Here is a 15,459-nt window from a genome sequence, read left to right as displayed (position 1 = left end):
CCCTCGGCCGGGGCCTGCCCAACCAGCATGCCGAGCCACCACCACCGCTACGGAAGGCCCGTCCCATGTCCACACAGCCCGCCACGACCGCCTCGCATCCGACCCCCGCGCAGGTGAAGATCGTCGGCAAGCTCGCCCAGGGCATGAGCACCGCCAAGGCGGCGGCTGAACTCAGCCTGTCCGAGGGCACCATCGCCATCCAGATGTCGCACGGCAACCGGCGGGCCGGCGTACGGCACCGCCACGCGCTGCTCCACGCCTGCTACGTCACCGAACAGCTGCCCCGACCAGAACAGACGGCGCCACCGCCCGGTGGCGTCGACGCCACCGAGACCAAGATCCTCTGGTCTCTCGCCCTGGACGGCACCTACGCCGAGATCGCACAGCACTGCGGCCTGTCGCTTGACGCGATGAGGAAGAGGATCCGGACGCTCCGCAGGCGTTGGGGGGCCGAACACGACCCGCATCTGGTCACGCTCGGATGGCAGTTCGGAGTGCTCGACGCATCCAACGGAACTGGTGGCCGCCGCGTCGCGTGACCGGACGCCAGCAGCGCTGTCAGTGGACGCTGACAAGCTACACCCACACAACAAGAGCACGCTATGCACCCAACTCATCACTTCACGTGATCAACCTGGGTGACTGACCAACCGGAAGGCCGCACGGCATGACCGACATCCCCGCAAGGATCGAAGACCTCGTCACTACGGCGGTCGGCGAGTTCGAGCTCGTTGCAGAGCATTCGTGGCCCGGCCCCGACCGTCCCCAGATCTGGGAAGTCCGAGGCAGTGACGGTCAGCGGTGGTTCATCAAACGGCATGCCCGACCGAAGGGGCACCGCCGCGAGGTGGCCGCCTATCAGAGCTGGACCCACTACCTCGGCGCGGGACGCGCTCCCACACTGGTCGCCGCCGATACCGGAGCACGAGCCATCGTGATCACCCCGGTCGCCGGCAAGAGCATGCACAGCCACCCCCTGGAGGGCAAGGACGAGCTGGAGGCTTACCAGCAGGCCGGCTACCTGCTCGCGCTGCTGCACTCTGCCCCCACCGACACGCTCACCCAGGCGGTCGTGGGCGAGGACGAGTGGGAGGCTGCCGTCGAGAAGATGCTCAACGACGCCGCGCTCTACCTGCCCGCCGACGTCACGGCGATGCTGCGCCACCTCACCCAGGAGCGTCCCGGCGCGCTGCCAGCGCAGGTGTGCCACGCCGACTACCAGCCCAGGAACTGGCTGTGGGACAGCACCACACGGATCCTGCGGCTGATCGACTTCGAGCGGACCTGCGTCGAGCCCGCCGTGAAGCGCGATCTCCCCCGCCTCCAGCTGCGCATCCTCGCCTCCCGCCCCAAAGTCCGCGCCGCCTTCTATGACGGCTTCGGGCGCGACCTCACCCCGGCCGAGCGGCACGCATGTATCGCGTACGGCGCCCAGGACGCCGTGAGCGCCCTGAAGTGGGGCCTGGAACACCAGGACGTGGAGACCGTCGACGCGGCCCACACCATGCTCGAAAACCTCCGGGCCCACTACAACCACGGCCTCATGCGCTCCCCGTCCAGGAGGCGGTGACCGCCATGGAGGAGATGAACTGGGAGGACGAAATGACAGCCGAGGTGCTGGCCGACCGGTACGGCATCGAGGCCGAGACCGTCGAGCAAGTGCCGATGGGCACCGACACCGTCAACTGGCGCGTGGTGACGTCCAGCGGTCAACGGCTCTTCGCCAAGGAGTACCCGGCGACCGCTGATCTGGAAGCGGCCCGCGCAGCATGGGACATGTCGGAGTTCTGCCGAGCCGCACGGTTGCCGGTACCGAGGGTTTGGCCCGACCGGGACGGCAATCTGCTCAGTCTGGCCGACGGCAGCCCATGGGCGGTGATCGAGGAGGCTCCTGGGAAGGTCGCGACTTCGGCAATGACGGTGGCGCTCGCGGAGCACACCGGCATGATCCTGGGCCGGATGCACCGGATCCTGGCTGCCTATCCTCTCCCCCGGCGCCACCAGCACGTGCGATGGCGTACGGGGTCCGTCGAAGACGCCCTGGCCAAGTGCGACACGGTCCTGGACACAGCCCGCCGCTGGCAGGCCGACAACCTCGACCAGCTGCAGGGCCAGATCGCCCAGCGGCGCGAAGACCTGCACACCCAGGTCGGCCGGCTGAGGGCCCATCTGCCCGAGGACTTGGTCGAGCAGGCCCTGCACGCCGATTTCAGTCGCACCAACCTGCTCGTCCAGGCCGGTGTCGTCACCGGCGTCATCGACTTCCGCGCCGCCAGAGCGGTGCCCGCCTGGGAGCTCGGGCGGGCGGCATGCGACCCGCGCACCCTCGCCAACTCCGACCAGTGGGCCGACTGCGTGCTGGCGATGGCCGCCGCCTACCGGTCCGAGAACCCGACCCTGCCCGTTGCCGAAGTTCACAACTGCGCGCGGATCGCGCTGTTGTACATGCTGTTCAGCTTCTACGGCGCCACGACCGCCGAGTACGACCTCCCTGACGAGGCCGATGCGGACCTGCAACGGTACTGGTCGGAACGCCAGAGAAGCATCCGGCTCCTGATCGAGAACCTGGCGGATCTTGAGAATGCTCTTGCCGCCGGAACAGGGCGTCCAAGGGGCACCTCATGAACGCAGTCAACCCCCGGCCGCCGGGTGGGCAGCTCGAGGATGATGCGCTGTTCCACAACACCCACTTCGTGGTACTCGACTTCGAGGGCACCACACCGAAGGGGGCGCCGCCGGAGCCGATCGAGGTGGCCGCGCTGGGCCTGAAGTACGAGCGCGGCCGGGGGCCACTGCCTACCGGGTTCTCCTTCACCTCGTTGATCCACCCGCCGGCGCACGCGCCGATCACACCCTTCGATACCGCGCAGACCGGGATCACGCTGCGCGACGTCGCCCAGGCGCCGCCCGCAGCCGTGGTGCTGAACGGGCTGGACGGGGCGCTACCCGAGCCGCCTCTGCTCCTAGTCGCGCATCATGCGCCGACGGAAGGGTCCATCCTTTACGCCTACCGCACGGCATGCCCGCGGATGGCCCGCACCCGGATCATCGACACCCTGCTGCTGGCCAAGCACGTCGCGCCAGGTCTCCCCTCCTACTCCCTCGACGCGCTGCTGGACCGCTTCGGGATTCCCCAGCCGGCACACCGGCACCGGGCCATGGACGACGTCACCGTCACCGAGGTGCTCCTGCGCACGCTGCTGGGCGAGGCTGCATCCGGCCGCCAGATCAGCAGCGTCGCTCACCTCGTGCGTGTCGCAAGCCGGCCCCCGAAGGCCACCCAGCCCACCCAGCTCGAACTGCTCTGACACGACCACCGTCCCGCGCCGATATCTGTCCGCCCGGTCTCCCCGCAATACGCTCTGTGAGGCGATGCGGCGCACGACAGTCATGGAGTCCTGTATGCCGCATAGCAAGATCATCCGGATCGTCTTCCAGAATCTCGGTCACGGCGCCCTCAAGGACGGCGACGGCAACCCGGAGGACCGCTGGCCCGCTGTCACCGAGCGGATAGCCTCCATCGGGGCGCCCGCGGACATGGTCGCGCTGAACGAGTGCGCCGGCTGGAACCTGTACGGGCACAAGCAGCTCGGACGTGCCATGCGGGACCTGGACATGGACGCGCTGCCGCTGCCGCACTCCAAGAGCGGCTACCGGCCCGGCCTGCTCTACAGGCCCGAGACCATGGGCCGTTGGCTGCGATGGAACGACGACTTCTGGTTCAACACCACCCACGGCGCCGGGGTCGCCACTTTCGACGTCGGCCTGCCCAAGCCGCTGGCCGTCCTCCCGCTGCACCTGGACCCACACTCCGCCGACAACGCGCTGGTCGAGGCGAAGCTGCTGGCAACGCGCGGGATGCGGTACGGACCTTTCGGCATGCTGATCGGCGACTTCAACTACCCCCCGGCCTTCGGCCCGAATCCCCTCTTCGACCAGATGAGGCCCTACAACCTCGCCGCCCGCACCCTCCTCACCTCCCCCGACGACCCGTCGGCCCCGGTGCCCGACGCCGCGTGGCGTGGATGGTGGAGCGCTGCGGCTACGTCGACGTGGCCTGGCACCTGTACGAGCAGACCAAGGACGAGGCGCTGCTGCTGCCGACAGGCACCGACGACCGGATCGACCGCATGTACGTCACCCAGCCGCTCGCGCCCGCGCTTGGTGGAGCGCCTTGCAGCAGGCCCCAGAGCTCATTCAACCCGGGTTGCTGGGCAGCGGTGACGGCGGCGGTGAGGGCACGTAGCACAGGTGGGTCGCCCCCGGCGCCTTGGGCCGGACCTAGAAGGTCGCGCAGGTAGTCCAGCCGCTGGCATACGTACGCCAACGCCGGGCCGATCTGGCCGTCGGGTGGGTCGCTGGCTGCATTCATCGCTGTCCCGTTTTGTGGTCTTCGCTGTCGGGGTCGAGCTGGTCCATGGTGAGGGCCGCCGGACACTGCCGAGGAGTCGACGGATAGTCTGTGATATTACGGACAAAAAGCACGTTTTTCGCCGCGATTGGAACTGGCCTCGCGGTAATGAGGGCACACACTGATTGGGCAGACGGGTGGCTGAGCGCGAGGAACTCCTGGCAGCCGTGCAGGCACGCCTGCTCCACGCCCAGGGTGCACAAGATCTGTCGCTGCTGCTGGACCCTGCCGCACTGATCGAAGCCGAACACCTCGCTCGACTCCTCGACGACCAGGACGTGGAAGGCCGGCATCTTCTGGGCTGGCTGCACTGGAACCGTTACCGAACGCTGCCCGAAGGTGTGAACCAAGAGGACTTGAACGCGGCGCTGGCTATGTTCACATCTTGTTTCGTCCATGACATTTCCGATGAGGTGCTGCCCGAACCGCTGCTCCCCTTGCTCGCCGACGCCGCCGTGGCCACTGCCGTCGCAATGCATCAACGGGTACTTGACTCACCCGAACCCGCAGCTATCAACGCCACCACCCGCCTGTGGCAACACATCCTGGTCCACACCCCAGCTGACCATCCCGACCGCGCCACCTTTCTCAGCAACTTGGGGAGCGCGTTGGGGGCCCGGTTCGAGTGGTTGGGTGCTGCGGCGGATCTGGACGAGGCCGTCAGGGTCGGCCGGGAGGCGGTCGAGGCCACCCCAACCGGCCACCCCAACCGCGCCATGTGCCTCAGTAACCTGGGGATCGCCCTGCGGATCCGGTTCGAGTGGTTGGGTGCCGTGGCGGATCTGGACGAGGCCGTCAGGGTCGGCCGGGAGGCGGTCGAGGCCACCCCAACCGGCCACCCCAACCGCGCCATGTACCTCAGTAACCTGGTGAGTGTGTTGGGGATCCGGTTCGAGTGGTTGGGTGCTGCGGCGGATCTGGACGAGGCCGTCAGGGTCGGCCGGGAGGCGGTTAAGGATTCCCCTGCAGGCCACCCAGACCGCGCCATGTACCTCAGCAACCTGGGGAGCGCGTTGGGGGCCCGGTTTGACCGGTTGGGTGCTGCGGCGGATCTGGACGAGGCCGTCAGGGTCAGCCGGGAGGCGGTCGAGGCCACCCCAACCGACCACCCAGACCGCGGCGCGTACCTCAACAACCTGGGCAACGCGTTGGGGGCCCGGTTTGACCGGTTGGGTGCCGTGGCGGATCTGGACGAGGCCGTCAGGGTCGGCCGGGAGGCGGTCGAGGCCACCCCAACCGGCCACCCAGACCGCGCCATGTACCTCAGCAACCTGGGGGGCGCGTTGGGCCGGTCCGGGCTGTTGGGTGTTGCGGCAGATCTGGATGCGGCCGTCGCGCTCGGCAGGGAGGCGGTCGAAGCCATCCCCACTGATCACCCCGGCCGCGCCGCGTACCTCAGCGAACTGGGGAACACCCTGCGGTTCCGGTTCGGCCGGTTGGGTGCCGCGGCGGATCTGGACGAGGCCGTTGCGGTCGGCCAGCGGGTGGTTGAGGCCACCCCCACTGACCACCCAGATCGCGCTGGGCGTCTCAGCAATCTGGGAGGCGCGCTACAGGCCCGGTTCGGCCGGTTGGGTGTCGTGGCGGATCTGGACGAGGCCGTCAGGGTCGGCCGGGAGGCGGTCGAGGCCACCCCCACCGACCACCCAGACCGCGCCGTATACCTCAGGAACCTGGGGAACGCCCTGCGGACCAGGTTCGAACGGTCTGGTGCCGTGACCGACCTCGACGCGGCTGTGAAGGCGCTGGTGATGGCTATGGAGGTGGGTTCGGCTGCGCCGTCGGTGCGCGTCCGGGCGGGGCGTGCAGCGGGTGGCTTGTTGGCTTCGTCGGATCCGCTGCGTGCCGCTGGGTTGTTGGAGGATGCCGTGCGGTTGCTGCCGGAGGTGGCACCGCGGGGCCTGGACCGGTCGGATCAGCAGGAGTTGCTGGGCGAGTTGGCTGGGCTGGCCGGGGATGCGGCGGCGTTGGTGCTGGCCGACGTGTCCGCTCCGGTGGATGAGCGGGCGGGCCGGGCGTTGGGGTTGCTGGAGTCGGGTCGGGTGCTCCTGCTGGCACAGGTGATGGCGACCCGGGGTGATCTCACTGACCTGCGTGCGCTGCATCCGGATCTGGCAGAACGGTTCACAGAGTTCCGCCATCTGCTCGACCATCCACCATCCAGCTCCGGCTGGTTCGCCAGGGCTGACGCCGGGTCGGCTCCTGAACACGCTATGGAGGCACGGGACCGGCGAACGGTCGCGGCTGAGCTGGGCGTAGTGCTGGAGCAGATCCGCAACCTGGAGGGGTTCGCCTCTTTCGCCCTCCCGCCGACGGTCGAGGACTTGCGCGGGCAGGCTGGGCAGGGGCCGGTGGTGACGTTCAATGTCAATCACTACCACAGCGATGCCCTGCTCCTCACCGAGCAGGGCGTCACCATCGTGGCCCTTCCTGGCATGACACCTGCGGTGGTCATCGACCGGATCGAGGCCTTCCACCAAGCCCTGGCCGACAGCAGCGATCCTGATCCCGACGCCGACCGGGCCGCAGCTCAGCAGCGGGTGCGCGAGATCCTGGCCTGGCTGTGGGACACGGCCGTCGGCCCGGTCCTAGATGCACTCGGCTACACCGGGCCTCCTGCCGACGGGCAGGAGTGGCCACGGGTGTGGTGGGCGTCCGGCGGTCTGCTCAGCCTGCTGCCCCTGCACGCCGCCGGCCACCACACCCCGCGCGACGACCCGGGCCACCGGACCCGGACGGTCCTGGACCGGGTCGTGTCCTCCTACACCCCCACCATTGGCGCCCTCCGCTATGCCCGCCAACACACCGCACCCCCGTCCGAGCGAGCTCAGGCACTCATCGTCGCCATGCCGTCCACCCCCGGCTTGGAAGGGCAAGGCGGACTGTCGGCCGTGGCTCGCGAAGCTGCCCTGCTGCAGGCCCGGCTGCCCCGGCCGATCCTGCTCACCGAATCCGATACCGATGCCACCGGGGCGAGGGATCCAATTCCAACGAAGGCAGCGGTGTTCACCCACCTAGCCAAGAGCACGATCGCCCACTTCGCCTGCCACGGTGCCAGCCACCCGACCGACCCCTCCCAAAGCCTGCTGCTCCTGCACGACTGGCAGCAGGATCCGCTCACCGTCGCCAGCCTCACCCCGGTCAACCTCGACTACGCCAGCCTGGCCTACCTGTCGGCCTGCTCCACTGCCCTCGCGCAGAGCCCGCAGCTGCTGGACGAGTCCATCCATCTGACCGCAGCATTCCAGCTCGCCGGCTTCCCCCACGTCATCGGCACCCTCTGGGAGATCAACGACGAATACTCCGCCGACATCACCGACGCCTTCTATGCACGCCTCACCGACAGCGAAAAGAACGTGGACACAGGCCGGGCCGCGCACGCCCTGCACGCCACCATCCGCAGCCTGCGCGACCAGCTGCCCCTTACTCCATCCCTGTGGGCCGCTCACCTACACGCTGGCGCCTGATACCAACGCCCCCGCCTCCTGGGCTCACCGACACCGTCAGTCAGCAGCCCCGAATGCGCACCATCCACCGACACGGGCAGTGCGCACCTCGCCCGGATTCCGACGCTTCCGCAGGAACCAGTGCTCACGGATTCGCGGATCCTACAGCGGTGTAGGGTCCGCGTCTTGATGGGGCGTGTCAGCGATCTTGTGTAAGTCGGCTGATTTCATTGGATGCTGAGCCGGTCCTCGAAGAAGAGTGAGAACTGGTTCAGTGCCTCTTTCCAGTGTGCGGCGACGTGGTTCGCGTCGCGCGCTTTGGGGTTGATCTGTTCGCGGACCGCGAGGTAGAGAACCTTCAACGCGGCCTGCTCCGAGGGGAAGTGGCCGCGGTTGCGGGTGGCTTTGCGGAGGCGGGCGTTCATGGACTCGACCATGTTCGTGGAGTAGACCACCGTCCTTATGGCCGGCGGAAACGCCAGGTAAGGTGTGAACTCCGGCCAGGCCGACCGCCAGGTCCGCACGATCGCCGGGTAGCGTTCGCCCAGCTCAGAGGCCTCAAACACGTCAAGGGCCTGTTCGGCGGCCTGCTCGGTGGGGGCCGTGTAGATGGCCTTCAGGGACGGCACCAGTTTCGGGTGGTCCCGCACAGACGACAGCCTGAGCGAGGCTCTGGTCAGGTGGATCACGCACGTTTGGACGGTGGCCTTGGGCCAGGTCGCGGTGACCGCGTCGGGCAGGCCCTTCAACCCGTCGCAGACGACGATGCAGACGTCCTCGATGCCCCGGTTCCGCAGCTCCGACAGGACTGCCATCCAGGTGGTGGCGCCTTCGCCCTCGGCTCCGACCCACAGACCGAGGACGTCCTTGCGACCGTCCATGTCCACGCCGACGGCCAGATAGACGGGCTTCGAGGTCACTGAACCGGACCGGATCTTCACCCACAAAGCGTCGATGTAGATGATCGGCCAGACCGCATCCAGGGGCCGGTTCTGCCAGGTCACGAGCTCGTCGATCACGGCATCGGTGACCTTGCTGATCAGATCGGGACTGACCTCGACCCCGTAGATCTGCGCGAGGTGGGAGCGGATGTCCCGCACGCTCATCCCGCGGGCGTAGAGCGAGAGGATCCGGTCATTGAACCCCGCCAGCCGGCGGGCGTTCTTCGGGACCAGCCGCGGTTCGAACTCGCCGTTGCGGTCCCTGGGCACCGCCAAAGTGACCGCGCCGGCATCGGTCAGGACCGTCTTGGATGACGTCCCGTTGCGCGAGTTCCCCGACCCGTGACCTGCGGAATCTCCACGCTCGTAGCCGAGATGTTCACTCATCTCGGCTTCCAGAGCACGCTCCAGAACAGCCTTGGTGACCTCCGTCAGCAGCCCGCCCTCACCCAGCAGGGCCGCCCCGGAGGCATCAGCCTTGTCCAGCAACCGCTGGACGACCTCATCGACCGTCTTGTCGCCGGCCACGGACGCGGCCGCTTCGTCTTTGTCCGCCATGACTCGTCCGATCCGCCCGGCCCAAGGGCCCGAGGCCGAGCCCCGGGCCAGGCTGTCACATCACGGACTTACACGATCTTTCAGACACGCTCTCTTGATGCGCACTGTCGGCGGATGATGCGCAGTGAGCGCGCAAATCCGCGTTTCGATGCGCACTAGCTGTGGTCTGCGAACGTCTGTTAGCGATCTCTTGTGGTCTTTTGGGGCGTTCTGTGGCGATATCCAGAGCCAGCGACGGCTTGTCTTCGTGCATCGGCGGTGGTGTGGCTGGCGAAGCGGGCGGCCCTTGATTTTGGACGGACCGGGGTGCCAGGCCCAGGAGTCCTGGTCGGTGGCATGAGGGTCTACTGATGATGGATGTCAGCAAGGGCTTGGTGCGGGAGGTTGTGTGCGGAGGTGGTAGGTGAGGGTGTCACCGAGGGCAGGGTTGGGGCCCGCGGTGTGGGGGATGCCGAGTTGGGTGGCGAGGGTGGTGAGGTGGAGCTGGATGGTGGCTTCGAGGAGTTGGGCGTAGGTGTCGGTGCTAGTGCGAGTCTTCCGCCAGCCGGTGAGGGCAATTCCTGCGGAGAGAGGGAGGGCGGGCCACCACACGAGGGTGAGGGGGAGGTAGAGGAGGGCCCAGGCAGTGAGGGTCGTGGCTTTGGTGAGGGCCGTGCGAGCGGTTGTCAGGTCGGTGCGTGCGTTTTCGGGCAGGACCGTCCAGAGGTATGGCCACACGATCGGCAGGTTGAGGTGCAAGTCGCGGTGCACGCGCACGGCGACGGCATGGAGCCGGTCGCCGCTCCAGGTGGGCCGGTCGGGTTCCTCCAGCCCGATGTGGGTCCGTTGCCGGTCGGCGGCGTGCCGCTTGTCTGTGGCGACCGTGAGCTCATCGTGGTTGTCGGGGAGTTGGGTGCCGTCGGCGGCGCGGGCTGCTTCCGCGGCGGCGAGGAGCTGGTGGTAGGTCGCGTGAGCTGCGGTCCACGCCTTGCGGCGTCGGTTGGTCTGCTGCTCGGCGACTCGGCGTAGGGGGCGTGGCCAGGTCCGCCAGTCGGCAGCGAGAGTGACGCGTTCCACCACGGAGGCGAGGGCTTGGGCGGCCATGCCGACCGCAGCGGCAGCCGTGAGGATGGCGGCGAGCAGGACGATCTGTCCGCCGACGTTGGTCGCAATGGGGTTCTTCGACAAGGTGGTGATCGAGTCGATGAGTTGGGGCAGGTCCAGGGCGTGCGCCCAGCCCAGGGCGTGGGCGGTGGCGGCGGTGGCGAGATAGAAGGCGCCGGGCAGGACAAGCAGGGTGAGCCAGCGTTCGGCGAGTTTGCCGGCGAGTCCGGACCAAAACCCGCTCACCTGGCCGTCTCCGATGCAATCACAGGATCGTCCGTTCCAGCTCCCGGCCGGTGAGCGTGCAAATCAGCGGGAACACGGTGGCCCGGTCGGGACGGCGTCCCGCACACCGGCCGAGCGGACACAGATAGATCGCCTCGAACGGAGTGTCGCCGGAGATGCCCGGCAGATGAAGGCTCCGCTGTGCGGGTGCTTGCCACACGCCCAGCGGGTCGCCTGCGGCCTGGACTGCTTGGTGGAGTGCTTGCAGCAGGCCCCGGAGTTCACTCAGGCCGGGTCGCTGGGCAGCGGTAACGGCGTCCGTGAGGGAGCGTAGCTCGGGTGAGTCGCCCCCGGTGCCCTGGGCGGGGCTTAGGAGGCCGTCCAGGTAGTCCAGCCGCTGGCATACGTAGGCCAACGCCGGGCCGATGTGGTCGTCGGGCGGGTCGGTGGCTGCGCCCATCGTTGTCCCCTTTTGGTCTTCGGTAACTGGGAGCCTGCAGTCATTGGTGATATTACGGACATAGTGGATGTCCTGTGCCCGCGACGCTGGAAACTGCCCTCATCGCGATGAGGGCACACACTGATTGGGGGATGGGTGGCTGAGCGTGAGGAACTTATGGCAGCCGTGCAGGCACGCCTGCTCCAAGCCGAGGATGCGCAAGACCTGTCACTGTTGCTGGACCCGGCCGCACTGGTCGAGGCCCAACGCCTCACCCGGCTCCTCGACGACCAGGACGTGGAAGGCCGGTGTTCCCTGGGCTGGCTGCACTGGCAACGCTACCGGGCGTCGCCCGAAGGCCGGGACCAAGAGGACTTGAACACCGCACTGACTATGTTCACCTTTTGCTTCGTCCATGACATTTCCGATGATGCGCTGCCCGAACCGCTACTCCCTTCGCTCGCCGACGCCGCCGTCGCCACTGCCATCGCAATGCATAGACGGGTAGTCGACTCACCCGAACCCGCAGTTGTCGACGCCACCATTCGTGTGTGGCAGCACATCCTGATCTACACCCCGGCCGACCACCCCGGCTGCGCCGTGTACCTCAACAACTTGGGGCTCGCGCTCAGGGCTCGGTTCGAACGGTTGGGTGCAGTGGCCGATCTGGACGCGGCCATCGACGCCGGCCGGAAGGCGGTGGAGGCCACCCCCACCGACCACCCCAAACGCGCTGGGCGTCTCATCAACTTGGTGCTCGTGCTGAGGGCTCGGTTCGAACGGTTGGGTGTGGTGGCTGATCTGGACGCGGCCATCAAGGCCGGCCGGGAGGCGGTGGAGGCCGCGCCCGCCGGCCACCCCAACCGCGCCACGGCCCTCAGCAACCTCGGGAACGCGCTGGGGGCCCGGTTCAGACGGTTGGGTGCGGTGGCTGATCTGGACGCGGCCATCGACGCCTTCCGGGAGGCGGTGGAGGCCACCCCCACCGATCACCCAGACCGCGCCGGGTACCTCAGCAACCTGGGGAACGCGCTGGGGGCCTATTTCGAAGGGTCGGGTGTGGTGGCTGATCTGGACGCGGCCATCAAGGCCGGCCGGGAGGCGGTGGAGGCCGCGCCCGCCGGCCACCCCAACCGCGCCACGGCCCTCAGCAACCTCGGGAACGCGCTGGGGGCCCGGTTCGAAAGGTCCGGTGCCGTGACCGACCTCGACGCGGCCGTCGACGTCTCCCGGGAGGCGGTGGAGGCCACCCCCGCCGGCCACCCAAACCGCGCCGGGTACCTCAGCAACCTGGGGAACGCGCTCAGGGCTCGGTTCGAAAGGTTGGGTGCGGTGGCTGATCTGGACGCGGCCGTCGACGTCTCTCGGGAGGCGGTGGAGGCCACCCCCGCCGGCCACCCAGACCGCGCCATGAACCTTAGCAAGCTGGGGAGCGCCCTGCGGTTCCGGTTCGAAAGGTCCGGTGCCGTGACCGACCTCGACGCGGCCGTCGACGTCTCCCGGGAGGCGGTGGAGGCCACCCCCGCCGGCCACCCAGACCGCGCCGGGTACCTCAGCAACCTGGGGAACGCGCTGGTGGCCCGGTACAAACGGTCCGGTGTCGTGGTTGATCTGAACGCGTCTACCGACGCCTTCCGGGAGGCGGTGGAGGCCACCCCCGCCGGCCACCCAGACCGCGCCGACTACCTCAGCAACCTGGGGATCGCCCTGAGGATCCGGTTCGAAGGGTCCGGTGTCGTGGCTGATCTGGACGCAGCCGTCAAGTCCGGCCGGGAGGCGGTGGAGGCCACCCCCGCCTGCCACCCAGACCGCGCCGACTACCTCAGCAACTTGGTGCTCGCCCTCAGAGCCCGGTTCGAACGGTTGGGTACCGTGACCGACCTCGACACGGCGATCAATGCTGGCCGGGAGGCGCTGGAGGCCACCCCTGTCGGCCACCCCAACCGCGCCGCGTACCTCACCAACTTGGGAGGTGCGCTGGTGGCCCGGTTCAAACGGTTGGGTGCCGTGGCTGATATGGACGCGGCCATCGACGCCGGCCGGAAGGCGGTGGAGGCCACCCCCACTGACCACCCCAACCGCGCCATGCACCTCAGCAACCTGGGGAACGCGCTGGCGGTCCGGTTCGGACGGTTGGGTGCTGTGGCTGATCTGGACGCGGCGATCGACGCCTTCCGGGAGGCGGTGGAGGCCACCCCCGCCGGCCACCACAATCGCGCCGGGTACCTCAGCAACCTGGGAACCGTGCTGGGGGCCCGATCCGGAATGTTGGGTGCTGTGGCTGATCTGGACGCGGCCATCGACGCCGGCCGGGAGGCGGTGGAGGCCGCCCCCGTCGGCCACCACAAGCGCGCCATGTACCTCAACAACTTGGGGATCGCGCTAATCGTCCGGTTTGAACAGTTGGGTGCCGTGGCTGATCTGGACGCCGCCATCCAGGCCGGCCGGGAGGCGGTGGAGGCCACCCCCACTGACCACCCAGACCGCGCCATGCACCTCAACAACTTGGGGAACGCGCTGGCGGTCCGGTTCAAACGGTCCGGTGCCGTGACCGACCTCGACGCGGCTGTGCGGGCGCTGGTGATGGCTACGGAGGTGGGCTCGGCTGCGCCGTCGGTGCGTGTCTCGGCGGGGCGTGCAGCGGGTGGTTTGTTGGCTTCGTCGGATCCGGGCCGTGCAGCCGGGTTGTTGGAGGGTGCGGTGCGGTTGCTGCCGGAGGTGGCACCGCGGGGCCTGGACCGGCCGGATCAGCAGGAGTTGCTGGGCGGGTTGGCTGGGCTGGCCGGGGATGCGGCGGCGTTGGTGCTGGCAGACCTGTCCGCTCCGGTGGATGAGCGGGCGGGCCGGGCTTTGGGTTTGCTGGAGTCGGGTCGGGTGCTCCTGCTGGCACAGGTGATGGCGACCCGGGGCGATCTCACTGACCTGCGTGCGCTGCATCCGGATCTGGCAGAACGGTTCACCGAGCTCCGCGATCTGCTCGACCAGCCACCGTCCAGCTCCGTCTGGTTCGCCACAGCCGATACTGGGTCGGGTCCTGAACAGGCTATGGAGGCACGGGACCGGCGGCGGGTGGCGGCCGAGCTGGACCTGGTGCTGGAGCAGATTCGCGGGCTGAAGGGGTTCGCCTCCTTCGCGCTCCCGCCGACGGTCGATGACTTGCGGGGACAGGCCGGGCAGGGGCCGGTGGTGACGTTCAATGTCAACGACCACCGCAGCGATGCCCTGCTCCTCACCGAGCAGGGCGTCACCATCGTGGCCCTTCCTGATCTGACACCCGCGGTGGTCATCGACCGCATCGAGGCCTTCCATCAAGCCCTGGCCGACAGCAGCGATTCTGATCCCGACGCCGACCGGGCTGGCGCTCAGCAGCGGGTGCGCGAGATTCTGGCGTGGCTGTGGGATACGGCCGTCGGCCCGGTCCTGGATGCACTCGGCTACACCGGACCTCCTGCCGACGGGCAGGAATGGCCGCGGCTGTGGTGGGCGTCCGGTGGTCTGCTCAGCCTGCTGCCCCTGCATGCCGCCGGCCACCACACCCCGCGCGACGACCCGGGCCACCAGGCCCGGACGGTGCTGGACCGGGTCGTCTCCTCCTACACCCCCACCATCGGAGCCCTCCGCTATGCCCGCCAGCACACCGCACTGCCACCCAAGCGAGCTCAGACACTCATCGTCGCAATGCCCTCCACCCCCGGCCTGGAACGTCAAGGCCGATTGCCGGCCGTGACTCACGAAGCCGCCCTGCTACAGGCCCGGCTGCCCCAGCCGATCCTGCTCACCGAACCCGACACCGACACCGGCACCACCGGGGCGGGAGATCACACCCCAACAAAGGCAGCGGTGTTCACTCACCTAGCCGAGATCACGATCGCCCACTTCGCCTGCCACGGTGAAAGCCACCCCACCGACCCCTCCCAAAGCCGGCTGCTCCTGCACGACTGGCAGCAGGATCCACTCACCGTCGCCAGCCTCACCCCGGTCAACCTCGACTACGCCCGCCTGGCATACCTGTCAGCCTGCTCCACCGCCCTCACCCGGAACCCGCAGCTGCTGGACGAGTCCATCCATCTGACCGCAGCATTCCAGCTCGCCGGATTCCCCCACGTCATCGGCACCCTCTGGGAGATCAACGACAAACACTCCGCCGACATCGCCGACGCCTTCTACACACGCCTCACCGACAGCGAAAAGAACGTGGACACAGTCCGGGCCGCGCACGCCCTGCACGCCACCATCCGCAGCCTGCGGGACCAGTTGCCCCTCACGCCGTCCCTGTGGGCCGCTCACCTACACGCGGGCGCCTGATACTCACGCCCCCGCCCCTGGGCTCACCGACAGCGTCAGCCAGCAGCCCCG

General features: G+C 68.4%; 10 protein-coding genes. 7 read left to right on the top strand and 3 right to left on the bottom strand.

All coding sequences use genetic code 11. From position 1 onward, the window contains the following. Window positions 1–65: 65 nt before the first annotated feature. From OG982_RS26955 to OG982_RS26930, 6 genes are all read left to right on the top strand, one after another. Window positions 66–539 (top strand): hypothetical protein, encoded by a 474-nt coding sequence (locus OG982_RS26955; RefSeq protein ID WP_266949461.1) that lies wholly within the window; start codon window positions 66–68, stop codon window positions 537–539. Window positions 540–667: 128 nt separating this feature from the next. After that, a complete protein-coding gene (locus OG982_RS26950) occupies window positions 668–1,570 on the top strand; it encodes an aminoglycoside phosphotransferase family protein (RefSeq protein WP_266949460.1) in 903 nt (300 codons plus the stop codon). A gap of 5 nt (window positions 1,571–1,575) precedes the next feature. Then, window positions 1,576–2,625: a phosphotransferase enzyme family protein gene (locus OG982_RS26945; RefSeq protein WP_266949459.1), complete on the top strand. Its 1,050-nt coding sequence runs from the start codon at window positions 1,576–1,578 to the stop codon at window positions 2,623–2,625. Beyond that, window positions 2,622–3,308, top strand: coding sequence for a PolC-type DNA polymerase III (locus OG982_RS26940; RefSeq protein ID WP_266949458.1), 687 nt, complete (start codon window positions 2,622–2,624; stop codon window positions 3,306–3,308). The genes OG982_RS26945 and OG982_RS26940 overlap by 4 nt, the downstream gene beginning before the upstream one ends. A 94-nt stretch (window positions 3,309–3,402) precedes the next feature. Continuing rightward, the gene (locus OG982_RS26935) at window positions 3,403–4,224 is read left to right on the top strand and encodes a hypothetical protein (RefSeq protein ID WP_266949457.1); all 822 of its coding nucleotides are present in this window, start codon (window positions 3,403–3,405) and stop codon (window positions 4,222–4,224) included. A 324-nt stretch (window positions 4,225–4,548) separates the two neighbouring features. Then, entirely contained in the window at window positions 4,549–7,878 is a 3,330-nt protein-coding gene (locus OG982_RS26930; protein ID WP_266949455.1) for a tetratricopeptide repeat protein, read from the top strand. A gap of 206 nt (window positions 7,879–8,084) precedes the next feature. Here OG982_RS26930 and OG982_RS26925 read toward each other — a convergent pair whose 3' ends face one another. The 3 genes from OG982_RS26925 to OG982_RS26915 form a co-directional block, all read right to left on the bottom strand. Beyond that, the gene (locus OG982_RS26925; RefSeq protein ID WP_266949454.1) at window positions 8,085–9,356 is read right to left on the bottom strand and encodes an IS256 family transposase; all 1,272 of its coding nucleotides are present in this window, start codon (window positions 9,354–9,356) and stop codon (window positions 8,085–8,087) included. A 360-nt stretch (window positions 9,357–9,716) separates the two neighbouring features. Then, window positions 9,717–10,685 (bottom strand): hypothetical protein, encoded by a 969-nt coding sequence (locus tag OG982_RS26920; protein ID WP_266949452.1) that lies wholly within the window; start codon window positions 10,683–10,685, stop codon window positions 9,717–9,719. A gap of 19 nt (window positions 10,686–10,704) precedes the next feature. Continuing rightward, window positions 10,705–11,124, bottom strand: coding sequence for a hypothetical protein (locus tag OG982_RS26915; protein WP_266949451.1), 420 nt, complete (start codon window positions 11,122–11,124; stop codon window positions 10,705–10,707). A 156-nt stretch (window positions 11,125–11,280) separates the two neighbouring features. Between OG982_RS26915 and OG982_RS26910 the strand changes: the two genes are divergently transcribed. Next, the gene (locus OG982_RS26910; RefSeq protein WP_266949449.1) at window positions 11,281–15,408 is read left to right on the top strand and encodes a tetratricopeptide repeat protein; all 4,128 of its coding nucleotides are present in this window, start codon (window positions 11,281–11,283) and stop codon (window positions 15,406–15,408) included. Window positions 15,409–15,459: the final 51 nt, after the last annotated feature.

Source organism: Streptomyces sp. NBC_01551 (assembly GCF_026339935.1).
Taxonomy (GTDB): domain Bacteria; phylum Actinomycetota; class Actinomycetes; order Streptomycetales; family Streptomycetaceae; genus Streptomyces.
The sequence above is the reverse complement of the archived record's forward strand: the minus strand, read 5'-3'. Positions and strand labels throughout refer to the sequence as shown.